Consider the following 24,254-nt stretch of genomic DNA (forward strand, 5'->3'; position numbering starts at 1 on the left):
GCCGGGCTGTTTCTTTATGCTAAGGTCTCTCCTCCTACTGATTCAGCAAAATAGCCACCTCGTATAGGACCGATAAATTCCCCAGTATATAAAAAAGAAAATAAAACCCCCTAGAGATTGCGATATATTCATATCGAATAGGTAACGAAATGGTAAAAAAGTCTTAAAAAATTGTAACTAAAAATTTGTTTCTGTATTGAGCCATACAGTACTAAGGAACCATTTTTTTGAACCCGCTTCCAAATCGGGCTTTGTATGATTTATTTTAGAACGATTTTGCATGTGAATGAAGCAACCAACCAAGCAAAATGGGATACGAAAAAAAATCAAGTAACAAATTTTTCTGAATGTAATAAGAATGAAAAAAAAGGGATTTTCAGAAAATTACTAGGAAAATATGAGGATGAAATTTATAGAGGAATCTGTTTTCTTCCCTCACATAATAGGGATTTTCAGTCTATATCAATCGTTTGACATACCATATAAAATGGCCCTACCAACCAAAAAGTTGGGTTTCAAATCTAGAAAGCATAATCGGATTAAGGGAGATGGAGTACTTGAAGTTTAACAAATGGTTTAGTAAAGCAGCCACTGCAACAGTAGCAACTACCTTACTGTTAGGAGGCGGCGTTCAGGCTTTTGCAAAGGGAAATGACGAGGCAGATTCCAAAGCAGACAGTGCATTTACCCAAATTACGCGTAGTGACATGCTGAATATTTTCAAACAGCAAGGTAAAGAGAAATATGAGGTTCCGTCCTTCGATGCCTCTACAATTAAAAATATTCCTTCTGCTATTGGTCACGATAGCTCAGGCAAGCAGATTGATCTGGATGTCTGGGACAGCTGGCCGTTACAAAATGCCGATGGCACAGTGGCTAATTACAAGGGATATAATATCGTTTTTGGATTGGCAGGCGATCCTAAAAGAGGCGAGGATACATTTATATATCTGTTCTATCAAAAAGCGGGTGATACTTCACTGAGCGGCTGGAAAAATGCTGGTAGAGTATTTAAAGACAATGATAAACTGCTCTCCAACGATCCGATTCTCAAAAATCAGTCAGAAGAATGGTCCGGCTCAGCTACCTTAACCTCTGATGGACATGTACGTTTATTCTATACCAGCAGACAGCCGTATGACCCGAATAACAAATTATACGGCAAGCAAACCTTGAGCACGGCTCAAATTAATGTCTCTCAGCCTGATGATAAGACACTGAAAGTAGATGGAGTCGAGGATTTGAAATCGATCTATGACGGTGGAGATGGGAAAACCTATCAAAATGTACAGCAAAGCGTCGGAATAGATATGGATAATCATACTCTTCGAGACCCTCACTATGTCGAGGATCAAGGCCACAAATATATTATATTTGAAGCCAACACAGGAACAGAGACAGGCTATCAGGGCGAAGATTCGATTCAAAACCCAGCTTATTATGGCGGCAATAAGAATTTCTTCAAGGAAGAGCAACAAAACCTGCTGCAAAGTCCTAAGAAAAAGGGAGCTGAGCTAGCGAACGGCGCACTGGGCATCGTTGAATTGAATGATGATTATACGTTGAAAAATGTAATGCCTCCTTTGATTGCATCCAATCTGGTAACAGATGAAATTGAACGGGCGAATGTGTTCAAAATGAACGGTTTGTGGTATTTATTTACGAGTACAAGAGGTTCTAAGGTGACTGTAGATGCGATCGGTGACGATGATATTTACATGCTGGGTTATGTTTCTACTTCCTTGACAGGGCCTTATAAACCGTTGAATGGAACCGGTCTCGTTCTTCATCAGGATCTGGATCGTGATGATATTACCTGGACGTATGCCCATTTTGCTATCCCGCAAGGCAAAGGCAATAACGTAGTCGTTTCGAGTTATATGACCAATCGTGGGCTTTTCCCGGATCACAAATCTACTTTTGCGCCAAGCTTCCTGCTGAATATTAAAGGTTCGAAAACCTCTGTTGTGAAAAACGGTATTCTGGAACAAGGGCAAATCACGATTGATCCAGCGAATGACAAAAAAGAACACCAAAATGAGTACGGAAAGAAATAAGTAGGTATTTAAGCAGTATGTCCGAAGGCGGCAGTCGGTAGCAACCCGATCTGTCGTCCGTCGGACGATACATAACGATGCAATGAAGTAAGGAGGATCGTCATAATGAGAAAAAAAGCTCCCAAGAACATTTGGATACGATCCGTAGTAGTCATCACAGGCTTAACGATATTCATAGCTATGGGATGGAATATGTACCAACAGGATGCTGGTAAACCCCCTAAACCTGCTGCAACTCCAAAAAATCAAGCAAATCAAAGTAAGCATACAACACCGACCTATCGGGCAGCCTACCATTTTACCGTCCCAGATAAGTGGAAAAATGATCCACAGCGGCCGATTTATATGGATGGGGAATATCATTATTATTATTTATATAATCGTGATTACCCTCATAAGAACGGTACAGAATGGCGCCATGCCACATCCACGGACCTGGTTCATTGGAAAGATGAAGGGGTGGCGATTCCCAAATATACGAACCCGAATGGAGATCCTTGGTCCGGTTCGGTCGTGATCGACGATCATGGCACCGCTGGTTTTGGAAAAGGAGCACTTGTAGCCATTGTCACACAGCCCTCCGCAGATGGAGGAAAGCAGGAACAATTTCTGTGGTACAGTAAGGATAAAGGCAAGACGTTTACTTCTTACCGCAACAAGCCTGTGATGTCCAATCCTGGTACGAAGGATTTTAGAGATCCCAAAATCGTCCGGGATACTGGGCGTAATCAATGGGTAATGGTCATGGCGGAGGGAACGAAGATTGGCTTTTATAAGTCTAAAAATTTAAAGGATTGGCAGTTTACGAGTGGCTTTCAAACGGAAAATATCGGGCTTGTGGAATGCCCTGACCTTTACCAGATGCGCGCGGATGATGGGACCTATCAATGGATTCTGGGCGCGAGCGCCAATAGTAAACCAACCGGCGGGCCCAACACGTATGCCTATTGGATAGGAGATTTTAATGGAGAAGCATTTCTCCCTGATCGCAATGATCCTGATTGGCTGGATTATGGCTTTGACTGGTATGGTGCGGTTACGTTCGAGGATGGCAAAGCCAAAGACCAATACAGTCACCGTTATGCGCTGGCCTGGATGAACAATTGGGATTATGCCAATAACACGCCTACCCTAAAAGAAGGCTTTAATGGAATGGATTCAGTTGTTCGCCAAATTCGGTTGAAGCGTACATCTAATGTCGGCTATCGCTTGGTTTCACAGCCTGTACCAGCTTTGGAGCAATTCCCAGTTGCAACGGAATCATTGGGGAAGATCCAAGTAGCGGGGACTCACACGCTTCCGATAGCAGGTGATGCCTATCAGTTAGAGGCGGATGTATCTTGGTCAACGATCAAAAATACAGGATTGAGGCTTCGAGAGTCTGCGGATGGCAAGCGTCATGTAGATGTGGGTGTTTCGGTGGAGGGTCAATACTCTTATGTAAACAGAGCGAACACCGGGCAGCCGGATCAGAGTGGAAAATATGTAGAGAGTAAGGCGCCTTTTGATACCAACAAGAAAAATGTCCACTTGAAGATTCTCGTCGATAAAACCAGCATCGAAGTCTTTGTAGATGATGGAGAAGTAGCTTATTCCTCCTTAATATTCCCACGCTTAGAGGATCGGGGAATTACTCTTTTTTCAGATGGCGGTAAGGCTATTTTTAGTAATGTAATTATCAAACATTTTAGTCATTAAAAAAGTCCACCCATGAATATAAGGGTGGACTTTTCTGTGTAAATCTAAATTTTCGTTTAGCACAGCTATAAGATTGTTCGTTTATTCACAAACGATCAGTTGCTAAAATTACTATTCGTTCTATTTGTGATAAGGTGACAGATTATCAGCGCTACGGCCCAATTTTTTGAGCAAGCCGATGAGTTGATCTCTTTCGGTTTCGCTGATTCCGCTAAAGGCACGTTCAATCTGGCGTGTATAATCAGGATAAATTTCATCCATGACACGTTGTCCTTCGTCCGTCAACTCTGCATATATAATACGACGATCTTGGTCGCACGGGTGACGGTGCAAATAACCGCGGCTCTCCAGCTTGTCGATCACATAAGTGACATTTCCGCTTTGTAGCAGCAGCTTGGCTCCAATTTGTTGAATTGGCTGTGCTCCCTTGTGATATAAAACTTCCATCACGGCGAAGGCCGTTGGGTTGAAGCCCACCGTTTTGATGCCAGCAACCGCATGTTCGTTTACACTTTTGAATGACTTGGCAAACACGCTATACAAATGCATGGATTGCTGTGTCACCAATGTTCGGTAATCTATCATCTTCATTCCGCCTTTATGTATGGATTTGGGCATCCTTTGACCGCTCGGTTCGGATGACCGGGCAACCATACCCTTACTACTAGCATAAAGGGATTTACGTAGGGAAAACATGCGATTTGTCACAGTAGCTGCTTTTTTAATTATTTAATTTCAAAGCTTTAAGGTAAATTTTTGAAAAATAAAGGTTTCGAATGTAAAAATAGCGTTCCGATTGGTTATATTAACAAATAACATACCTAATGAACCCAAATAACAAAATAAGATAAATTCAGAGGAGATGAAGCACATGGATACGGGTTCTTTCCGTTTTCAATTTCGTGATCCGCAGCAAGCCGCCCAAGCCTGTGAAACATTAAAGGAAATTGGATACTCTGCCAGCACGAACGGTGATACAGGCCTCAGTGTTCACGTTGAGAACCAGGATGTGCTGTCTGCATTAGAGATTTGCCAAGCTTATGAAGGAAGTATAATTGAGACAGGAGTTCTCACTTATCGTCCAGGTAAACAAAGTAATATTGGTATGCAAAATCCAGGTTATAGCCCGGAGGATTGGATTATTCCAGCGCACATCATCAATGAAGACTGGAGCGAGGCGTATAAAAACGGCTCTTCCCAAACGTTTACTAACACAACACAGGAACACAACGTCAGCTCTGACCAACAACCGGAGGACGATGTGGACGGTTTTTCAGGAAGCGTACATACCTGAAAATTGTGTCCGCCCTGGCTGCCACTTTGGAACAAAAAGGTTCCTTCAAAACCATGACTAATGGTTTGAAGGAACCTTTTTTCATCATGAGAAACAGCTGAAAAGGACATTGTGAAAACTAAGATTCTTGGATCGTGCATAAGGGCAGCAATCGTAGGAAATACCAAAAGAAGTTCAGAAAGGAGGTTTTGATCTTGCAAAAACTTGGAGTTCACGAAAAGTTGGAATTGCATGAGCTGCTTACGTTTAAAACAACTTGTATTACAAAAACTCAAACCATGCTCCCTTTAGTCTCAGATTCAAATTTAAAAAATATTTTACAGCAGGACATCAGCAGCGGTACACAAGATATTCAACAGCTTAGAAATCTGCTTGTATAATCTAAGGAGGAATAACGTGAATTCTTTTATTGGGAATATGACCGGTACAACCCCCATGACCGATCAGGTGATTGCTTCCGATCTGTTAATCGCAGCTAAAAGTGGGATCAAAAACTACGCCGCGGCCTTAACAGAGTCGACCAGCTCAGAAGTTCGAAATGTCCTTTGTGACCAATTGAGCAAAGCTGTTAACCTTCATGAGCAAATTTTTAATTATATGAAGAATAATGGTTACTACAACGCCTATGATCCGGATCAGCAAATTCAAATGGATATTCAAAATGCAGACAAGGCACTTTCTTTGTCCAAAATGTAAAACGTTTAATTAAAAAGAAGCATCAGCAAACCTTTAATCGAGTTTGCTGGTGCTTCTTTATTACAAATTGAATTGACTTTCACATGAAATATGGAGAAGAAGGCAATCATAAAAAAACAAAAAATAGGTCTGAAATTCAGAATAGGGTGATTTTCGTATGGGCAAGTCTTCAGCGGGCAAACAAAAAGAGCAAAAACTAAAATGGTGGCAGCTGAGCTTGTTAGGAGTTGCAGGCACCATCGGTACAGGGTATTTCCTCGGGTCTAGTTTAGCAATTTCCATTGGTGGTCCAGCCGTGCTGATTGCTTACTTCTTGGCAGCAGTTGGAACGTATGTGGTGTTTGACGCCCTTTCGCGCATGACAGCAGATCATCCAGAACAGGGCTCTTTCCGTTCCTATGCTCAAAAAGCATTTGGCAATTGGGCAGGCTTCGGCAGTGGCTGGGTGTATTGGTTCTCGGAATTGCTTATTAATGGGAGTCAACTAACTGCGCTGTCTATATTTTCACGCTTTTGGTTTCCTCAGGTACCGATGTGGATTTTTGCGGCAGGCTTCGGGCTCTTAGGGCTTGTGATTGTTTTTTTTGGCAATAAGGGTTTTGATCGTGTAGAAAATGTACTCGCGATCATTAAGATAGCGGCTCTTTTGATGTTTTTGGTCCTAGCGGTAGCGCTTTTGGCAGGCTGGATCGGAGGAGGTAAATATAATCCGAAGTTCCCTCTCAGCTCCAAAGACTTTTTTCCAACCGGTGGCATAGGGTTATGGTCATCTTTTATTTTTGCCTTTTATGCATACGGAGGTATTGAAGTGCTCGGAATTATGTCTAACCGACTTCAAAACCCGGAGGAAGCACCGAAAGCAGGAAAGGTCATGTTGATGACGCTGGTTGCAGTGTATGTGCTTTCGATTGGGCTGGCTGTGTCTATGGTACCATTAAGTGCCTTTAATCCGAAGGAAAGTCCTTTTGTACTTGCGCTCAGTAGCGATCAACTGGCCTTTGTGCCTCATTTGTTTAACGGAGTCCTTATTATTGCAGGGTTCTCCACGATGACAGCATCGCTATATGCAGAGACTTCGATGATGATTACCCTTGCCCAGGAAGGAGATGCGCCCACACTGTTCTCACGAAAGTGGAAGGGCAAATATCCTCTTTATGCACTCAGTTTGATCTCTGTTGGATTAATCTCAGCAATCGTATTATCGTTGCTGCTACCGGGAAAAGTGTATGAATATATCACAACAGCTGCGGGGTTAATGCTGTTATATAACTGGTGCTTTATTTTGCTGTCTTCAGGTAAGTTACTGGAATCAAGCACATCAAGCAATATCAAACGCTGGATTGGATTATTGCTGATAGCTATGGCTGTAGTCGGGGCCTTTTTTCATAAGCTTAGCCGCCCTGGGGTTTACATCAGTTTACTGCTGGTCTTGTTAATTGCAATATGTGACCTCATTGTTCAATGGGTGCGTCGAAAGCACGGCAAGGAATCTCGTTAACTTTATCAAGAAGACAAGCGTTAGCGTAAAAAAAGTAATTGAAATGCCTGTACACCAAAATAAAAGCCAAAGCCTACAAGAGATAGACCTGACATCCAAGAGATGGTTTTAAGCAATCCAGGTTTGAGAAATCTACGGAAAACACTTGAAGCAGCTGCCATCGTCACATCCCACGCCAACACGCCCAGTACAATCGCTCCGCTGTAAATCAATAGCTGTTGTACTGGATATGTATTAGCAACATTGGCCAGTATGGAACCGTAAATACCAAGCCAGAAAAGGATAGAGAGAGGATTAAATAACGACATCAGGAAGCCCGCAACAAAGGAGTTGGTTAGGGTATTGCCATTTCCCCTTAATTCGGATTCTGAAATCACACCAGCATTTTTGATGCTTTCAAGACCTGTATACACAAGCACGAAAAAACCAAACAGCCATAAAAAAGCTTTGACAAATGGGGAATTAAGAAGGTGGATCATTCCCAAATAGACAAGCATCATATAGATAATGTCTGCTGTGATTGCACCTAGCCCAATAAACCAGGCGTGCCAAAATCCATTTTTAATACCTCGATCTAACTGTGCGGCATTGATGGGTCCAATGGGAGCTGAAAGTGACAGACCCAGAAAAACATACCCGATAAATGTATTAATGGTGTTTTCCTCCTTGATTATTTATTGGACGTTATGTATTTGTCTCATTTAGTTTATTCGGACAAACCCATATGTAAGACCATATTTTTTTGTGCGTATAGGGTAGGCTTAGCCTCGTTATGTGCTGACCCAATGAATGAAACCAATCCGAAAAGCAGCTTTAATCCTTACACAAAAGGGTTAGAGCTTTTTTTTATGAGGGGACTTGACACTTTCGATGAAAGCGCTTATATTTATCTCGTAAACAATACGTTATATAACGTTATATAGAAGGAGAGATAAAAAATGAATGTACAACAGACGATTCAGACGATTAATGAACAAGCGAATGGGAAGATTTCTGAGGTTTATTTAGTAGCCTGCGGGGGCTCACTAGTTGATATGTATCCTTCAAAATATTTTCTGGATAGTGAAGCAAAGAAACTGGTAGCAGGGATGTATACAGCGAATGAGTTTGTACATGCGTTGCCCAAACGATTGGGGGCACACTCAGTGGTCATCGTTTGTTCCCACGGTGGAAATACTCCAGAATCGGTCGCAGCTGCTAAATCTGCCAAAGAGAAAGGTGCTTATACCATTGGCTTAACCCACAATAGTGAAGCGAGCCTGCTTAACTATTCGGATTATTCCTTCCTTTACGAGTGGGGGGATGAGAGCGATGTTAAAAACAACCCGATGGCCATTATTCTAGAACTTACGGTTGAACTGCTTCAAATCACTGAGGGCTATGCGCATTACCCAGCTTTCCAGAATGGATTGGGAGCAATCAATGGGATTATTAACCGGGCCAAAGTCCAAGTTGAACCGCGCGCTCAAGTATTCGCTGACAGATACCGCAATGAGGAACTCTTTTATATCCTGACCAGCGGAGCATCTTATGGACATGCTTATGGCTTTGCCATCTGCTCGCTGATGGAAATGCAATGGCTTCATGCAGCTTCTATCCATTCCGGTGAATTCTTCCATGGCCCATTTGAAGTAACGGATAAGGAAACTCCATTTATTCTGATGATCAACGAAGGACGTACACGGGCGCTGGATGAGCGGGCACAGACTTTCCTGAATCAGTATGCCGAGAAAGTGGAAGTGATTGATGCAAAGGAGCTTGGCATCGGAACGATTGCAGACGAAGTGGTAGAGTTTTTTAACCCGGTTTTATTTTACAGCATTGTATGTGTGTATCGTGAAGCACTAGCAAATGTACGCAACCACCCATTGGAAACTCGCCGTTATATGGGCAAAGTAGCTTACTAAGCGCACCTACCAACAGGAGGAAACCATCATGAAGGTTCTAGGCATTGGCGATAATGTGGTAGATAAATATGTTCATCTGCGCATGATGTACCCTGGCGGCAATGCGCTTAATTTCAGTGTGTTTGCCAAAAAAGCGGGAGTGGATGCAGCCTTTATAGGCGTGTTTGGGGACGATCACGAAGCACGGCATGTAGAACATACCCTCCGTGAGCTTGACATCGATATTTCACGGTGCAGATATCACAGCGGTGAGAACGGCTGTGCACGTGTAACCCTGGAAGACGGAGACAGAGTATTTCTGGGCAGTAATGAGGGGGGAGTGACACGTCTCCATCCATTGGAACTGAGCGAAGATGACAAGGATTATCTTGGCGGATTCGACCTGATTCATACTGGCTTGTACAGCCATACAGGCCACTTGCTGCCCGAGTTGGAGACACTGGGAATTCCTATTTCCTTTGATTTTTCAGATGATTTTACAGATACACAGGTAGAACAATATATCATGCATGCCGATTTTGCATTCTTCTCTTGCAGCCATATGACGGATGAAGAGACACAGAATTTTATCCGTTCCAATCGAAAAAAGGAGGGGCAAATTCTTGTCGCCACACGTGGCGGTGACCGATCTATCGCCTATGATGGTACGAAGTTCTATTTTCAAATGCCCGATTCCGTTGACGCTGTGGATACCATGGGAGCAGGCGATTCTTATATAACTGCTTTTTTACTGAGCTTTTTGGAAAAAGGCAACATTCAGGCTGCTATGGCAGAAGGCTCAAGGCTTGCCGCCCAGAGCTGCCTGGTAGAAGGTTCCTTCGGATACGGCGTTCATTATTGACGATCCTTTTCGAATATCTTCACTTGTAAGAATATGTAACCTTTGATACTCTAAGTGAGAGTGATATAACGTTATATGACAAGTGAGGGTACATTATGTTAAATTCAGACCAAGCGGAGCCATTATATATTCAATTACAAAAAGCGGTCAAAACCGCAATTCATAATGGAACATTTACGCAAGGAAGTCGTATACCGACCGAAACAGAATTAAGCGAAATGTATAATGTAAGTCGAATTACTGTAAGGAAAGCAATTGCCGAATTAGTTCATGAAGGTTATCTGACCAAACGTCAGGGAAAAGGAACCTTTGTCAATATCCCCAAAATTGGACGGAAGATTGAGCATGTGATCAGCTTTACGGCTGCTTGCAAATCCAACGGGCTTTCTTCACACAGTGAGGTTACAAAACGTGAAATCATAGCAGCAGATGAAGAAATTGCACATCAGTTGCAGCTATCGCCAGGAGAAAAAGTGTTATTTATCCAGCGTAAAAGATATGCGGATGATCGTCCCCTGATGCTGGAAAACAATTTTTATCCTTATGAACGCTTTGCATTTCTAATGCACGAGCAGTTGGAGGGGTCTGTATACGAACTGCTGCGGCAAAAATACAGCATCGACCCTAACCAGCCAGGAGAGACGATATTACAAATTGCCTTGGCGGATGAAAATCAGGCCAAATTGCTGGAGACGGCGATCGGGCAGGCGTTGTTTTACATGCATACCATTATCTATGACCAGCATGGAAGCCCGGTTCATGTAGGAAAACAGTACATCATCGGAGACCGCTACCAATTCTCCATATAATCCGTTACCTGTTATGCAAGGTAGTTCAGGTACGTCTGGCTTCTGCTTCCATCCAATAGGGAGAAGCAGAAGCATTGACATAACGTTATATTACGTCATGTTGTTAGGTGAATCAATCATGAGGTGGTGAAACTATGCAAGGGATGAAAGATACATTAGCAGACAAAGTATTACTCTCCAATGCTATTTTTAATGGATTGGAAAATGAAGCTTCGCCCGGGTTTATTGCAGTGCGAGGAGAACGTATTGCAGCAGTGGGGCATCCGGAAGAGGCACAAGCCTGGATAGGATCGGAAACGGTTGTCTATGATCTGGGCGATGCCTTTATCATGCCGGGAATTCATGACAACCATGTATTTTTCACCGGATATATGTCAATGCATCGGGGCGTGGATCTGACGCATACAGCCTCAAGTGAAGAAGCAGTGCAACTACTGCTGCAAGAGGCAAACCACCTTCCATCAGGAAAAGATGTAACCGCTTACGGTTGGAGCGAGGAAAAATGGGGTGAGCTGCCTGAGCCAAGCTTGTTGGATGGATTGTTTCCCGATCGGGCGGTCATCGCCATCAACCAAAATAAAAGTTACTGCTGGATGAATCGATTGGCTGAGGAGAGATATCAATTTTCGCCAGATCAATGCAGTGCCGAAGCACGCGCTTTACTGCTCCAAGCTATGATGCAGGACCGCAGCCTTGTCCAACAAGAGTTTATGGAATTTTGCCGACTGCTGGCTGCACGAGGGGTTACTTCTATAAAAGATATTGGCTTTGACCGGCATAGCGAGCTGCTTCCAATTCTAGAGGAATTGAAAGAAACAGGTGAACTTCCACTCCGGTTTCATTTCTCGCTGGAACCGGTTGTCGAACCGTTTGATATAAGTATTGGTATCAAGTATAAGGCACTTTATCATGGAGACCTTATTCGTTTTCAAGGCTACAAGCTGATGCTTGACGGCGTCGTAGCCGATCATACAGGGGATATGTTGGAGCCTTACGCAGATATGCCTGGAGTCACGAATTTGAGGGCGGTCGATTACGAAAAAATTGAAGCCTCAGTTCTGGAAGCGGACAGCCAGGGGATCAAATGCTGCCTAACTGCAGAAGGCGATGCTGCGATTCGCCAAGCAGTATCCATGATTGAAAAATGCCGCGCGCAGCAAGGCAATCACCTTATCAGACATTCGATCAGTGATCTGGAGTATCCTCATCCAGATGACCTGAACAGAATGGGAGAAAACGAAATTTTTGCCGAGGTCTATGCTCAGATTTTGCTGCTAAATCCCTCTTACGAAGAGGCTTATATGTCTGCTGTGGCAGGCAAAGAGAATGAAAACCGTTTTTATAATTATAAGTCCATGCTGGAAGCTAACGTGCCGATCACTATAGGTACTGATTTGCCTTTATTTATCACCAGTGTCCCCGATTCGCTGTATGCGGCCTCTCACCGATTATTCCCGGATGGCTCACCTGCTGGAGGCTGGTATCCTGACCAAGGAATGCCGGCATCCGAAGTTTTAAAGGCATGGACCATTAATGGAGCCAAACATTGTTATATGGAAGAGGTTACAGGTACGCTGGAGGCTGGAAAATATGCTGACATCGCCGTTTTTGATCGCGACCTCCTTAATGCATCCGCTGGTGACATCAGGGATGCCCAAGTGATATTGACCATTATGGGAGGGAAGGTTACGTATAACCATTCTTGGAATGAGGGATAAACATGAACATCACGAATAAGAAATGGAAATTATCCTTGCCCCATAGTTATACCTTAATATTCTTGATTATTATTACAGTCGCCGCGTTGACATGGGTTGTACCCAGCGGTCAATTTGAGCGTCATGAAGTGACAGTGAACGGTGTGACCAAAACGGCAATCGTTTCAGGAACCTATCACTCTGTACCCAAAACAGGGGAGAACGGCGATTTAAGACAGGGAATCCCTCAGATCCTTAGCGCTCCTATTGAGGGGATTATCAATGCCGCCGATGTCGTCTCTTTTGTTCTTATTGTAGGCGGCTCCTTCGGTATTATTCTGCAGACAGGCGCCATTGATCGTGCGCTGACAGCTCTTGCCAGGCGGTTGAAGAATAAAGGGATTTTGCTTATTCCCATTGCTATGGTTATCTTCAGTCTCGGAGGTTCTACCTTTGGGATGAGTGAAGAAATTATTCCACTTTATGCGATTTTCATTCCGTTGATGTTTGCCTTGGGTTTCGACTCTATGACAGCGATTCTTATTTTATTTCTGGGAACGCAAATTGGCTATGTTGGTTCGACTGTCAATCCATTTTCAGTGTTGATTGCCCAGGGAATCGCAGGAGTGGAGGGGAATCCTCAGCTCTGGCTGAGATTTATCGAATGGCTTGTATTTACGATGATTTCTATTGCTTTTACGATGTGGTATGCGCACCGGGTGAAGCGAAATCCGGAGAAATCCCTCGTGTTTCAAAGTGATATTATAAACCGCGAGCAATTTATTAAGGAAAGCACAGGCGAGGACGTCGTCTTCACATTCCGGGACAAATTAATTATAGGTGGATTTATTGTAACGCTTGGAGCGATTGTCTGGGGAATTTTGGTCAAAGGCTGGTATATGACTGAGATCGGCGCCCTTTTCTTTGCCCTTGGTATTTTTGTTGGGGTTGTCACCAAAATGAATCAGAAGGAGATAGCTGAGAATTTTGTAAAAGGATGCGGAGAATTTATCTACGCCGCGGTGATCATAGGCCTCGCCCGCGGAATTCTGATTATCGCAGAACAGGGGATGATTATTGATACCGTATTGAATGCACTTGCAAGCGTCCTGGAAGGTTTGCCAAGTTATTTATTCACGACTATTATGTTGCTTGCGCATAATATCATTACTTTCCTCGTTCCCTCTTCTTCGGGGGAAGCTGCACTAACCATGCCTGTACTTGCACCGCTTGGCGATCTTGTAGGCATTAATCGTGAAGCCGTAGTCACAGCGTACCAATTTGGTAACGGGTTAACTAATCTCATTTCACCGACAGGTGGAGTGCTGCTGGCAGGATTGGCCATTGCCCGGATCAGCTTTGGACAGTGGCTGAAGGTAATCTTCAAACTATTCCCCATCCTCTGGCTGATTGCTGCTATTTTTGCTGCGATATCGGCTGCGGTGGGTATGTAATCAATCAAGTGAGGGCCCCTGTCTGTTAGAGACAAGGGTTTCTTTTTGTATTTGTGAAACAAGTCCTCTTATGTAGGAAGGCTACTCATTTCTTTCCCAATATGGTGCATAAGTTTACGCGGAAAATAAATAATATGGATAGCATTTTCCTAAGGAGGAAATAAACTTGATGCTTGCTGATAACAGATTACTCATTGCTGCTCTAGGCGGTGTTAATGAGATTGGGAAAAATATGTATTTCATCCAATACGATCAGGATATTGTCGTCATTGATTGTGGCTCCAAGTTTCCTAATGAAAATTTGCCTGGTATTGACCTCATTGTACCGGATGTCACCTATCTGCTGGAGAATCAGGATAAAGTTAGAGCGCTCATTGTAACCCATGGACATGAGGATCACATCGGGGGCATTCCTTATTTACTGAAGCAGATCAACATTCCGGTATTCGGGACAAAGCTCACCATCGAATTAATTAAGATTAAGCTAAAGGAACATAATCTTTTACGTGATGCCGAGCTTCATCTTATAGATGCGGATTCTACCATTGATGTGGGGAAGATTCAGACATCCTTTTTCACTACTGTCCACAGTATCCCAGATTGCCTGGGTGTTTTTTTTCAGACACCGGAAGGAAATGTGGTCCATACCGGGGATTTCAAATTTGATATGTCTCCTGTCAGCGGACCTTTTCCGGATCTTCATCGCATGGCTGAAATCGGAAAGAAAGGAGTTAAGGTGCTTCTCTCCGAAAGTACGAATGCGGAAAGACCAGGATTTACGCCTTCAGAACGCTTGGTTGGCGGGCACATTCTGGATGCATTCGCTCGAGCCAAGCAGCAGGTATTTATCTCCACGTTCGCTTCCAATGTGAATCGTGTCCAGCAGGTCATTGACGCTGCAGTGGAAACAGGCCGCAAACTGGTCTTACTCGGACGCAGCATGGTAAATGTGGTAACGGTGGCTAAAGAGTTGGGCTTCTTGCACATGCCCGAGGATTTGTTGATTGAGGCTGGAGAAACGGAGCGGTATCCTGCAGAAAAAATTGCAGTTTTATGTACAGGAAGTCAGGGTGAACCGATGGCTGCATTGTCCCGTTTAGCTAATTCCCTGCATCCCAAAATCGAAATATTGCCTGGGGATACCGTCATCATTGCTGCGGGAGCGATACCGGGAAATGAGCGAAATCTTTCCCAAGTTATCGATAACCTGTACGTACTGGGCGCTAACGTTATTTATGGATCAGGCAGCGCTACGGGGATGCACGTATCCGGTCATGGCAGCCAAGAAGAGTTAAAGTTAATGATGACCCTGATGAAACCCCAGTATTTAATTCCTATACATGGTGAATTCAGAATGCTGCATCAGCATCGTCAGCTAGCAGAATCAGTCGGTATTCCTATGGAAAACGTATTTATTGTCCAGAACGGTGAGACAATTCAAATCGCAGAGGGAAGGGCATCCCTGGGTCCCAAAGTACCATCCGGCAATAGCCTGGTAGACGGGCTGGTAACTGGTGATGTGGGCAATATTGTACTGCGGGACCGTAAAAAACTTGCCTCAGACGGAATGCTGATTATTGTGATGACTTTGAGCAAAAACGAGAAGCAAATGCTTGCAACGCCAGAAGTCATATCAAGAGGCTTTGTATTTGTTAAGGATTCCGAAGAGCTGATGAATCAGATTCGCGACACGATTATGGCCACAGTGAACGAGTTAACAGAAATCGAAATGAGTCAGTGGGGCTTGATTAAGCAGATGTTAAAGGATAATGTGGGTCAGTTTATTTACAGCCAAACCAAGAGAAGACCTATGATTTTACCTATCATTATTGAGGTTTAGAAATAGCCGATAACTGTCAGACAAATGAATATTGTTCAATACGCGATTAATCAAAAAAGACTTAAATCAGTAATACAACTGATTTAAGTCTTTTTCTTCTTTTTTCCAAAAATGCGGCTGTGATAGCGTTTGTAGCGAAGCGGAGGATTTGAATCTGGAGAAGGGCCAGCGATCGTAAGATCAAAGCCTACGCGTAGTGCCTCCCACTCCTACAGCATCTCGTTTAAAGCCGCTTGCGTTCCTGCTGTATGCCCTGTCGTAAACGCCGCTGTAATATTATAACCTCCAGTGTAGCCGTGAATATCCAGAATCTCACCGCAGAAAAACAATCCAGGCATCAGCTTGGACTCCATCGTTTTCGGATTAATTTCCTTCAAGTTCACACCGCCCCCGGTAACAAATGCTTCCTTCAGGGAGAGAGTTCCATTCACACGAATGGGAAACGCCTTGATTCGATGGGCGAGTTCTTGCCATTGCTGCTTGGGAATATGATCATAGGTCAAATCTTCACGCAGTTCAGCTTGCTGAAGCAACAACGGAATCATGCGTTCCGGTAAATAAGGCTTAAGCACGTTTTTGATCGCCTTTTTAGCATCGACCGATGCTAGTTCCAGCGTCTCCCTGTAGACTTCATCAGCATGTTTGTGAGGCAGTAAATCGAGAGTTAACAATACTGTGTTTACCTTATCCTTTTTCATTCCCTTGACGATAAACTGACTGCAACGCAAAGCGGTTGGACCAGACAAACCAAAATGCGTGAAAATCATATCTCCTTCATGAACGACAACCTTCTTTTGTTTTGCATTCCATACGGTCAGGCTGATGTTTCGTAAGGAGAGCCCCTGAAGCTCTTTTGTCTGGATGAACGTCTCGCCTGACGTTAGCGGGACCTCTGTTGGATATAGTTCTGTAATGGTATGCCCAGCTTGCTCTGCCCATGCATAGCCGTCACCTTCCGAGCCTGTGTGCGGGACGGACTTGCCACCGACAGCGACAATGACGTTACGGCTACGCAGCATTTCACCGGAACGCAGCCGCACACCAGCTGTATGACCTTCTTTGTAAATCACCTCTTGAACAGGGCAGCTTGTCCGAATCTCGACTCCTTGAGAGCGTACCTTATTAATCAAAGCATCGACGACCGTTTTGGCTTTGTCCGTTACTGGAAACATACGCCCGTTGTCTTCTTCCTTTAAGGCTATACCTAGTTGTTCAAAGAAGGCGATGATATCCCGATTGCCGAAAGCAGCCAGGGCACTGTGCAGAAAACGACCATTGCCGGGAATGTGGCGAATAAGTTCATCCAGCTCTTTTGCATTGGTGACATTGCAGCGACCTCCGCCGGAGATCCCCAGCTTTCGTCCAAGTTTATTTCCCTTTTCCACTAAAAGCACCTTGGCGCCTTCGCCACTGGCAGCAGCCGCTGCCATTAAGCCGGCTGAGCCGCCTCCGATCACAATAACGTCGTAAGTCATAGACCTCTTCCTTTTCGTCGACAAATTTTCAAAAAAATTCAGAATAGCGTAACAGATTTTCCATCATATCGTAATACCGTCTCTTTAGATAGACATTGAGCACAGTAGTTGCGTATATCTCTTATTTTACAGAAGTATAAAAACCGTAAAAACGATCCTCTAATATATATCCGGTATTTAGCAGAATTTGTCGTTCTACACCGGGATTTTAACACATATATTGTAATATATTGTAGCCTGTGCTTTAATTCAACTAACGGCGTCAAGGAAAGATGATGAGGGGGAGAAGTCCTTGTTAATTGCGTTGAAGGAAAGTGTGCTCCAAGTTCTCCTTGCCGTTATATCGGCGGGTTTTTTCTCTATATTAACGGATTATGGGGACAAGAAAAAGGTTTGGGCAGGCAATCTGCTTCCCGGACCTCATCAAGGAATACTTTATCTGTGTTGCTTGCCAGCTATATTGCTATGTTCGCTCTTTCAATACCAGCCTCCATATGGCCTACCTTCCAATCTCGGTATTATTCCCCTTGCTGTAGGCGTCATGTATGGTACACGTCGCACTTCCTTTGTTCTCGCTGCTTCTGCATTGACGGGTGTTCTAATTATAGCGCAGTCGATAGAAATGTCCCCAATGTATGTGGGCACTGCTTTTATCCTTTTTCCTTTTATGCTACTGCATGTCAAGTTTTTTCAAAGAGGAACATTGTTGGACAAAAAGCTCGTAATTTTCACATATGTTGTGGCTGATATGCTGCTTAAGGCATTATTACCGCTATTGTGGGGCAAACAGAACATTTCAGTATACATTCCTGATCTGCTTACAACGTTTTGGAATGTTGCTGTAGGTGTGTTGGCAAGTTTTACGGTCGTAAGTCTGATGCATAATTCCTTTGAGAAACTGACGTTGCGGCGAGATGTAACTGAGTTTACGAGCAAATATTTAATCGAAGTGGATAAGCTGCGTCAAGTCATGGATTTGATGCCGTTATCTCTTGTTACTTTGGACAGCGAAGAACGAGTTATACATATGAACAAAACGATGCTGGAGCTCTACCGGGACTTCGATCCCTATATTACGCTGCCTGAGGTTGTAGGCCGTCCTTTAAACTCGTTGTACGTTTTTAGCGCTTCGCCTGTAGTCAACGAACGAGTTGCGAAAGCATTGGAAGGAGAAGCAGGCGCTGATTTTATAAATGTATCTCCCAAAGTATTCTTCTCCAGTTTCCTTCCTATTCGAGATAAACATATCAATCAAACGACAGGTGTCATTATCGCCTTGCAGGACATCACAGAGCTGGAGACGCTGCGCAGTGAGTTGGGCAATTTCGAGAGGCTCAGTCTGGTCGGACAAATGGCAGCGGGCATTACTCATGAAATACGTAATCCGATGGCGGTTGTGCGCGGGTTTTTACAGCTTATGCGCGAGAAGAGTCCTGATTCTCTAAGTCATTATTACCGCATCGTGATGGAGGAGCTGGATCGGGCGAACGGGATTATTAATGATTTTCTTTCCCTGGCCCAGAATCGGATTGTCGAGAAGGAGCAGTGTCATCTGCATGATATCATTCGTGAACTAACACCTCTTTTGTGGGCAGATGCGAACCTGAGGGGACAGACGATTGAGTTAAAACTGGAGGATCATGTAACGATGCTGCATCTGAATCCTAAGGAAATCAAGCAATTGCTGCTTAACTTATCGCGTAATGCGATGGAAGCTATGGGGGAAAAGGGTGTGCTGACCATTTCTACTCATGAAGAAGAGGATTTTGTCGAACTGGAAGTGAGGGATACAGGTCCGGGAATTCCGCCAAAACAGCTTGAAAAGCTGTTCCAGCCTTTTTACACAACCAAAACGAAAGGTACAGGTTTGGGTCTGGCCTTATGTCAAAGTATAGTGGAGCGTCATCACGGTACGATTGCCGTAGATTCGGTGGAGGGAATGGGCACACAGTTTAAAGTTCGTTTGCGCAGGACCATTCCGACTTATCAGGAGCATTCTGAGCCTCCTGTCATAAATTCGATACAGAAATAATTGTGCAAAGATGTAACCGGATTTTTTGCAAATTACGTGAAAAAGATTGTATAATGGGCTTTAGATGTCCATGCCTTTACTACGGCAAAGGATGAAATTAGAAACGTAGTATACATGATTTAGTGAAAAGGAGTGAAAGAATATGTCTATGTCTTTCGATCAATATATGAGAGATTCAGTTCAGCCTATGCGCGATGAACTGACGAATCTTGGGATTCAGGAACTGCGTACTTCTGAAGATGTGGAGGCTAAGCTGCCTGATGCTAAAGGTACAGTGCTGGTGGTTGTGAACTCGGTATGCGGTTGTGCCGCAGGCCAATGCCGCCCGGGTATAGCTGAAGCGCTGAAGCATGATATTACGCCGGATCATTTGTATACGGTTTTTGCGGGACAGGATAAGGAAGCAACGGCGAAGGCTCGCGAATTTTTCGCGCCGTATCCGCCATCTTCCCCTTCGATCGCGCTGCTGAAAGACGGCGAACTGGTTCACTTCATCGAGCGTCATCAGATCGAAGATCGTTCGGCAGATCAGATTTCTGCTGATTTGACCAGTGCATTTGACCGTTTTTGCCGGTAAGACTGCTCAAGCTATGCCCCGCATTTTTCGCCTGCGAAATTTGCCGGGGCTTTTGCGTGTTGGCTTGTGAAGGAAATTCCTAAAAAAGAGGTGCTTATCTGATGAGTTTGCAGGAACAGATTATTGCTGAATTGGGAGTACAGCCTACGATCAACGTAGAGGCGGAGGTCCGCAAGCGTGTGGATTTCCTCAAGTCGTACGTAACAAAAACAGGAAGCAAAGGGCTGTTGATCGCCATCAGTGGCGGGATTGACAGTGCCGTAGCAGCCGCCTTGTGCAAGCAGGCTACAGATGAGTTGACACAGGAGCAAGGGCAAGAATACAAAACACTGGGTGTATTCCAGCCCTATGGTCAACAGGAAGATATCGAGCATAGCTACGCGGTGGCTAAAGCGTTCAACCTGAAATATGCCGGGGAAACGAACATTAAGGAAGCCGTGGATACGATTGCCGTGGAAGTAGAGCACACATTAAAGGATATCGGTCTGGAACGTTCCATTACTCCGCAAGTGAGAGGAAATGTAAAGGCAAGAACACGTATGGTGGTTCAGTACGCACTTGCGAATGAACTGAACCTGCTCGTCGTGGGTACAGATCACGCTTCAGAAGCCATTACAGGCTTTTATACCAAATGGGGTGATGGTGCGGTCGATATTACACCGCTCAGCACTCTCAACAAACGTCAGGTGCGTTTGCTGGCCAGCTATCTTGGAGTTCCGCAGGCTATTTTGGACAAAGCGCCTACAGCAGGATTGTGGGAAGGCCAGACGGATGAAAAGGAACTGGGAATCTCCTACGAAGCAAACAGCGACTACCTGGAGGGCAAAGAAATTGACCCGGCGGCCCGCGAAAAGCTGGAAAGCTATTTTACACGTACAGCACATAAGCGGACAAGCATTCCGGGAGTGTAAGCATTAATCATTTTGGAATTGTAAAATGCTAAGCTAAATAAATGCGGCGATCCGCCCGGCGGATCGCCGTTTGTATTGAGGGGGCTACTGCCTAATTAGTGATCCGGTCAATGAAGCGGCGGGTTTCGGTAATTGCCTGATCCAGTTGAAGACTGCCTCCCTGGAATGGATGAACGGTGTTAAAGGTATGATTGCCGCCTTGAATTTGTACCCACTCGATGTCGGGACGAACGGAGGTGAGCTGGGCAGAGCCTTCCCGTAGACGTTTGGAGTCTTCGGTTCCCTGGATAAGTACAGCTGGGAGCTGGCTATTGGCAAGCCTGTCTACAATGGCAAAACGCTCGCGATTGTGCTCCAGGTCGTCCAGAATGATAGCATCAAGCGGAAGCTGTTGCCCGGTTCTGGCGTTCTGCACATAGCTGCGTCCCTTGGCACGCATTTCTTCTTTTTGTGGTAAAGTAAACAGATCAAGATTGGTTACGCCATTCCATGAAATGACGCCAGCAATCTCGCCGGGATGATCTAGTGCATATACAAAGCAGCTTCCCGCACCTCGGCTATGTCCTAACAGAAACAACGGCAATTCTCTGAATTCATGGCGTGATCTCAAATTGGACAGCAATAGTTCCAAATCCTCTTGTTCGCGGCTATAGGTGTTGCGTGCGAACTTTTCCAGCTCGGTAAAATTCTCCAGATCCTCACCTATGCCATTATGTGAAAAATTGAAGGTTACTACGTGGTTATCCATACTCAATGCTTCTGCAATAAAGGGGAACATACCCCAATCCTTAAATCCTTTGTAGCCATGAGCGATGATGAGCAGGCTCTTGGCCGTATTTTTAGCGGGAAACCATGAGGCCCGGATCACCGCATCTGTTCCTGCATCAGTACCAGCTTCAACCACAATCGTTTCTGACATCCTATCCTTCCTTTCTACGGGAGTTTTTTAACCGGCATATCCGCGAATTTAAAGCATTCACTGATTGCCTCTCTCATTTTAACATATTTTGGTGACGCTTTTACGCCTTTACGACTCGCCAGGGTGTGGACGCACTGTTACAATAGATCCAGTAAAGTAAAAAAAGGGCGGGGAATACCCAAATGATCTACGGAATTGGACATGATGTGCTGGAAATAAGCCGTATGGCTCATATTTTGGCAGGTAAATATGCAGATGCATTTTTGAATCGGGTGTTGACCCCGGCAGAACGCGAGCTTGCAGTGGAACGCAAGGGAAGGCTAGCGGAGTTCGTAGCAGGGCGCTTTGCTGCCAAGGAAGCCATAACGAAAGCCTTTGGCTGTGGAATTGGACAAATCATCGGGTTCAGCGATATGGAAATTTTACCTGAACCGGGGGGGAAGCCCGTAGTTTATTTGTCTTCGTCTGCGTGGGATCGACTGAGATTACCGAATACGGGTGACTCGAATTACAGCATTCACTTGAGTATTACACATCAGCCTAACATTGCCTCTGCTTTTGTGATTGTCGAATATAAGGAGACGTGATGTGATGACTACAAATACATTGGAACAAAAGCGTTACTTCAGTTTTGAACTGTTGAATTGGTATACACGTAACAAACGCGACTTGCCGTGGCGCCGCCATCGCAATCCTTTTTATATCTGGATTTCGGAAATTATGCTTCAGCAGACACGTGTCGATACGGTCATTCCGTATTTTAATCGCTTTATTGCACGTTTTCCGACGATTGAAGCGCTGGCGGAAGCGCCCGAGGAGGATGTTCTCAAGCTGTGGGAAGGGCTGGGGTATTATTCGCGGGCCCGGAATTTGCAAACGGCGGCGAAACAGGTAGTTGAGCTTCACGGTGGGCAGGTGCCAGATGATACGCAGGCTGTTGCTGCACTGAAAGGAGTAGGTCCGTATACGACGGGGGCGATTATGAGCATTGCCTTTAATCGGCCAGAGCCTGCTGTAGACGGGAATGTGATGCGTGTGCTGTCGCGTTATTTTCTCATTGAAGAGGATATCATGAAGGGCAGCACGCGAGCGCATATGGAAAGTCTGGTCAGGGAGCTGATTCCCGAAGGAAGAGCCTCCGATTTTAATCAGGCGCTGATGGAGCTGGGGGCGCTGGTCTGCACGCCAAAGTCGCCTCATTGTCTGACCTGTCCGGTCATGGAGCATTGCTCGGGCAGGCTGGCAGGCCGCGAGGAGACGCTGCCAGTCAAAACAAAAGCGAAGCCGCCGCGGCTGGAGCCTCGCTCCGTCGCCCTTATCGAGGGTAGCGGTGCCAACGCAGGCCGCCTGCTTGTGCGCCAGCGCCCGGCCAAGGGCCTGTTGGCCCGTATGTGGGAGCTGCCGCACGAGCTTGCCGGGCCGGAGGGCTACAACGGTCCGGTGCCGGATGAGCCAGCCATGGATCACCTGGCAGCTCATTTGTTGGCAGAGGGCGTGCATGCTCGCCCGGTGCGGTTCGTACGTGAGGCAGAGCACACGTTCAGCCACATTCACTGGAACCTGCGTGTGTTCCAGTATGAAGAGGTCGCCGTCCCTGCCGGGGAGGCGGGCGAACAGCCGCTGGCTGCCGAGCAGCGGGCCAGCTACAGCGCCGCGGCGAAGCCAGGTGCGTTGATTGCGCTGGCTGAGCAGGTGGAGCACGCACATAATGCGCTGCCGGCGGGGTACCGCTGGATCAGCGGAGCAGATATGTCCACCTTGGCGTTTCCCAAGGTGTTCCTTGATCTGATCAACGAATATTATGCAAAGCAAAAAGAGAACTGATGTTAATAATATAACTGTCAGCAAAAAATAAAGGATCGTCTAATAGGTCGAGTATCAAATTCCATTTATTTGACTCCCACTCAAAAAAGCAGTGACCCGCAAGTCGAAAGACTAGGCTAGGTTGAAAAGGATGCATCTTTTGTGATTGTGTTACTCGCCAAAAATCAAAATGTTTGCCAATTGCATTAAACAGAAATCCTACTGTTGAACCAAACGGAACGACAGAACAATTCGGGAATTTAATGAGCAACTAAAAGGGATTAGCTTCACGGAATCGCTCGACGAGAGTACCCTCGCCTCCATAACAACGGACACCATCTGGTGTTCGTTTTTTTGCTTACTGATACTCAAAGAGAGTCCCTCTGGTTCTAGTATCCACTCATCGCCGAACACGATAGACCCCTGTTCTTCCCCATGAATATTTATCACTATTTTACACATATTACATGTATATCATGATTTAAGTTTTTTGAAGGGGGACCGTCATCGTTATGGCAAGATTACTCGAGGCGAAATTAGATCATCTAAAAAAGATCCTGGATCATCTTCCTGATGTCGTCTTCAAAAAAATGGATGTGGGACAAACGGGAATCTGTGAAGGCCGCTCTCAGGTTAATCTGGAACAACTGAAGGAAGAATTGGTACAGCAGGCGGCTTTTACATCAATGCGAAAGAAGGAACAGATCTTGAGGCGTGTGTGATAGAAGTGTTATCAGGATGAAGTT

At 45.0% G+C, this 24,254-nt stretch carries 22 protein-coding genes; 18 read left to right on the top strand and 4 right to left on the bottom strand.

All coding sequences use genetic code 11. The features are described 5' to 3' along the window. Nucleotides 1-557 precede the first annotated feature (557 nt). Together ACU1JV_RS24450 and ACU1JV_RS24455 are read left to right on the top strand one after the other, a co-directional pair. Complete coding sequence (locus tag ACU1JV_RS24450) at nucleotides 558-2,057, top strand: glycoside hydrolase family 68 protein (RefSeq protein WP_025676055.1); 1,500 nt, start codon at nucleotides 558-560, stop codon at nucleotides 2,055-2,057. A gap of 105 nt (nucleotides 2,058-2,162) precedes the next feature. Continuing rightward, nucleotides 2,163-3,755 (top strand): glycoside hydrolase family 32 protein, encoded by a 1,593-nt coding sequence (locus tag ACU1JV_RS24455; protein WP_413985553.1) that lies wholly within the window; start codon nucleotides 2,163-2,165, stop codon nucleotides 3,753-3,755. A 120-nt stretch (nucleotides 3,756-3,875) separates the two neighbouring features. On the opposite strand, the gene ACU1JV_RS24460 is transcribed toward ACU1JV_RS24455, so the two are convergent. Then, a complete protein-coding gene (locus ACU1JV_RS24460) occupies nucleotides 3,876-4,340 on the bottom strand; it encodes a MarR family winged helix-turn-helix transcriptional regulator (RefSeq protein WP_013369372.1) in 465 nt (154 codons plus the stop codon). Between the two features lie 286 nt (nucleotides 4,341-4,626). Between ACU1JV_RS24460 and ACU1JV_RS24465 the strand changes: the two genes are divergently transcribed. The 4 genes from ACU1JV_RS24465 to ACU1JV_RS24480 all read left to right on the top strand — a co-directional run bounded on the left by ACU1JV_RS24465 (nucleotide 4,627) and on the right by ACU1JV_RS24480 (nucleotide 7,243). Beyond that, on the top strand, nucleotides 4,627-5,049 hold the full coding sequence (locus tag ACU1JV_RS24465; RefSeq protein WP_013369374.1) for a hypothetical protein: 423 nt from the start codon (nucleotides 4,627-4,629) through the stop codon (nucleotides 5,047-5,049). Nucleotides 5,050-5,243: 194 nt separating this feature from the next. Next, nucleotides 5,244-5,429: a hypothetical protein gene (locus ACU1JV_RS24470; protein WP_058710680.1), complete on the top strand. Its 186-nt coding sequence runs from the start codon at nucleotides 5,244-5,246 to the stop codon at nucleotides 5,427-5,429. Nucleotides 5,430-5,445: 16 nt separating this feature from the next. Continuing rightward, nucleotides 5,446-5,745, top strand: coding sequence for a spore coat protein (locus ACU1JV_RS24475; RefSeq protein WP_058710681.1), 300 nt, complete (start codon nucleotides 5,446-5,448; stop codon nucleotides 5,743-5,745). 157 nt (nucleotides 5,746-5,902) lie between these two features. Continuing rightward, nucleotides 5,903-7,243, top strand: a complete 1,341-nt coding sequence (locus ACU1JV_RS24480; RefSeq protein ID WP_090736934.1) for an amino acid permease — start codon at nucleotides 5,903-5,905, stop codon at nucleotides 7,241-7,243. A 20-nt stretch (nucleotides 7,244-7,263) separates the two neighbouring features. Here the strand turns inward: ACU1JV_RS24480 and ACU1JV_RS24485 are convergent, their stop codons facing one another. Continuing rightward, nucleotides 7,264-7,896 carry a LysE family transporter gene (locus ACU1JV_RS24485; RefSeq protein ID WP_025676060.1) on the bottom strand — a complete coding sequence of 211 codons (633 nt, stop codon included), beginning with the start codon at nucleotides 7,894-7,896 and terminating at the stop codon, nucleotides 7,264-7,266. A gap of 285 nt (nucleotides 7,897-8,181) precedes the next feature. Between ACU1JV_RS24485 and ACU1JV_RS24490 the strand changes: the two genes are divergently transcribed. The 6 genes from ACU1JV_RS24490 (at nucleotide 8,182) to ACU1JV_RS24515 (ending at nucleotide 15,791) form a co-directional block, all read left to right on the top strand. After that, nucleotides 8,182-9,150 (top strand): SIS domain-containing protein, encoded by a 969-nt coding sequence (locus tag ACU1JV_RS24490; protein ID WP_013369380.1) that lies wholly within the window; start codon nucleotides 8,182-8,184, stop codon nucleotides 9,148-9,150. 28 nt (nucleotides 9,151-9,178) lie between these two features. Continuing rightward, complete coding sequence (locus tag ACU1JV_RS24495) at nucleotides 9,179-9,991, top strand: fructoselysine 6-kinase (protein ID WP_013369381.1); 813 nt, start codon at nucleotides 9,179-9,181, stop codon at nucleotides 9,989-9,991. Nucleotides 9,992-10,086: 95 nt separating this feature from the next. Further along, entirely contained in the window at nucleotides 10,087-10,800 is a 714-nt protein-coding gene (locus tag ACU1JV_RS24500; protein WP_013369382.1) for a GntR family transcriptional regulator, read from the top strand. Nucleotides 10,801-10,934: 134 nt separating this feature from the next. After that, entirely contained in the window at nucleotides 10,935-12,518 is a 1,584-nt protein-coding gene (locus ACU1JV_RS24505) for an amidohydrolase (RefSeq protein WP_013369383.1), read from the top strand. 2 nt (nucleotides 12,519-12,520) lie between these two features. Then, entirely contained in the window at nucleotides 12,521-13,951 is a 1,431-nt protein-coding gene (locus ACU1JV_RS24510) for a YfcC family protein (RefSeq protein WP_413985554.1), read from the top strand. Between the two features lie 169 nt (nucleotides 13,952-14,120). Next, complete coding sequence (locus tag ACU1JV_RS24515) at nucleotides 14,121-15,791, top strand: ribonuclease J (RefSeq protein ID WP_013369385.1); 1,671 nt, start codon at nucleotides 14,121-14,123, stop codon at nucleotides 15,789-15,791. Between the two features lie 209 nt (nucleotides 15,792-16,000). Here ACU1JV_RS24515 and ACU1JV_RS24520 read toward each other — a convergent pair whose 3' ends face one another. Further along, the gene (locus tag ACU1JV_RS24520; RefSeq protein ID WP_413985555.1) at nucleotides 16,001-17,266 is read right to left on the bottom strand and encodes an NAD(P)/FAD-dependent oxidoreductase; all 1,266 of its coding nucleotides are present in this window, start codon (nucleotides 17,264-17,266) and stop codon (nucleotides 16,001-16,003) included. Nucleotides 17,267-17,558: 292 nt separating this feature from the next. On the opposite strand from ACU1JV_RS24520, the gene ACU1JV_RS24525 reads away from it, so the two are divergent. The 3 genes from ACU1JV_RS24525 to nadE all read left to right on the top strand — a co-directional run bounded on the left by ACU1JV_RS24525 (nucleotide 17,559) and on the right by nadE (nucleotide 20,786). Beyond that, entirely contained in the window at nucleotides 17,559-19,298 is a 1,740-nt protein-coding gene (locus ACU1JV_RS24525; protein ID WP_413985556.1) for a two-component system sensor histidine kinase NtrB, read from the top strand. Nucleotides 19,299-19,440: 142 nt separating this feature from the next. Continuing rightward, the gene (locus ACU1JV_RS24530; RefSeq protein WP_058831241.1) at nucleotides 19,441-19,875 is read left to right on the top strand and encodes a BrxA/BrxB family bacilliredoxin; all 435 of its coding nucleotides are present in this window, start codon (nucleotides 19,441-19,443) and stop codon (nucleotides 19,873-19,875) included. 101 nt (nucleotides 19,876-19,976) lie between these two features. Then, nucleotides 19,977-20,786, top strand: a complete 810-nt coding sequence (gene nadE / locus ACU1JV_RS24535; protein ID WP_013369390.1) for an ammonia-dependent NAD(+) synthetase — start codon at nucleotides 19,977-19,979, stop codon at nucleotides 20,784-20,786. A gap of 91 nt (nucleotides 20,787-20,877) precedes the next feature. On the opposite strand, the gene ACU1JV_RS24540 is transcribed toward nadE, so the two are convergent. Continuing rightward, the gene (locus ACU1JV_RS24540) at nucleotides 20,878-21,705 is read right to left on the bottom strand and encodes an alpha/beta hydrolase family protein (RefSeq protein WP_058710687.1); all 828 of its coding nucleotides are present in this window, start codon (nucleotides 21,703-21,705) and stop codon (nucleotides 20,878-20,880) included. 182 nt (nucleotides 21,706-21,887) lie between these two features. On the opposite strand from ACU1JV_RS24540, the gene acpS reads away from it, so the two are divergent. The 3 genes from acpS (at nucleotide 21,888) to ACU1JV_RS24555 (ending at nucleotide 24,230) form a co-directional block, all read left to right on the top strand. Next, on the top strand, nucleotides 21,888-22,292 hold the full coding sequence (gene acpS, locus ACU1JV_RS24545) for a holo-ACP synthase (protein ID WP_013369392.1): 405 nt from the start codon (nucleotides 21,888-21,890) through the stop codon (nucleotides 22,290-22,292). 4 nt (nucleotides 22,293-22,296) lie between these two features. Further along, entirely contained in the window at nucleotides 22,297-23,529 is a 1,233-nt protein-coding gene (gene mutY, locus ACU1JV_RS24550; protein WP_413985557.1) for an A/G-specific adenine glycosylase, read from the top strand. A gap of 491 nt (nucleotides 23,530-24,020) precedes the next feature. Continuing rightward, on the top strand, nucleotides 24,021-24,230 hold the full coding sequence (locus ACU1JV_RS24555) for a hypothetical protein (RefSeq protein WP_413985558.1): 210 nt from the start codon (nucleotides 24,021-24,023) through the stop codon (nucleotides 24,228-24,230). Nucleotides 24,231-24,254: the final 24 nt, after the last annotated feature.

Source organism: Paenibacillus sp. T2-29, assembly GCF_052921365.1.

Coding starts and splice junctions, on each gene's coding strand:
- acpS (WP_013369392.1), top strand. CDS start 21,888: ATGATCTACGGAATTGGACATGATGTGCTGGAAATAAGCCGTATGGCT.
- ACU1JV_RS24555 (WP_413985558.1), top strand. CDS start 24,021: ATGGCAAGATTACTCGAGGCGAAATTAGATCATCTAAAAAAGATCCTG.
- ACU1JV_RS24455 (WP_413985553.1), top strand. CDS start 2,163: ATGAGAAAAAAAGCTCCCAAGAACATTTGGATACGATCCGTAGTAGTC.
- ACU1JV_RS24510 (WP_413985554.1), top strand. CDS start 12,521: ATGAACATCACGAATAAGAAATGGAAATTATCCTTGCCCCATAGTTAT.
- ACU1JV_RS24495 (WP_013369381.1), top strand. CDS start 9,179: ATGAAGGTTCTAGGCATTGGCGATAATGTGGTAGATAAATATGTTCAT.
- ACU1JV_RS24530 (WP_058831241.1), top strand. CDS start 19,441: ATGTCTATGTCTTTCGATCAATATATGAGAGATTCAGTTCAGCCTATG.
- ACU1JV_RS24540 (WP_058710687.1), bottom strand. CDS start 21,705: ATGTCAGAAACGATTGTGGTTGAAGCTGGTACTGATGCAGGAACAGAT.
- nadE (WP_013369390.1), top strand. CDS start 19,977: ATGAGTTTGCAGGAACAGATTATTGCTGAATTGGGAGTACAGCCTACG.
- ACU1JV_RS24480 (WP_090736934.1), top strand. CDS start 5,903: ATGGGCAAGTCTTCAGCGGGCAAACAAAAAGAGCAAAAACTAAAATGG.
- mutY (WP_413985557.1), top strand. CDS start 22,297: ATGACTACAAATACATTGGAACAAAAGCGTTACTTCAGTTTTGAACTG.
- ACU1JV_RS24515 (WP_013369385.1), top strand. CDS start 14,121: ATGCTTGCTGATAACAGATTACTCATTGCTGCTCTAGGCGGTGTTAAT.
- ACU1JV_RS24490 (WP_013369380.1), top strand. CDS start 8,182: ATGAATGTACAACAGACGATTCAGACGATTAATGAACAAGCGAATGGG.
- ACU1JV_RS24505 (WP_013369383.1), top strand. CDS start 10,935: ATGCAAGGGATGAAAGATACATTAGCAGACAAAGTATTACTCTCCAAT.
- ACU1JV_RS24465 (WP_013369374.1), top strand. CDS start 4,627: ATGGATACGGGTTCTTTCCGTTTTCAATTTCGTGATCCGCAGCAAGCC.
- ACU1JV_RS24460 (WP_013369372.1), bottom strand. CDS start 4,340: ATGATAGATTACCGAACATTGGTGACACAGCAATCCATGCATTTGTAT.
- ACU1JV_RS24520 (WP_413985555.1), bottom strand. CDS start 17,266: ATGACTTACGACGTTATTGTGATCGGAGGCGGCTCAGCCGGCTTAATG.
- ACU1JV_RS24500 (WP_013369382.1), top strand. CDS start 10,087: ATGTTAAATTCAGACCAAGCGGAGCCATTATATATTCAATTACAAAAA.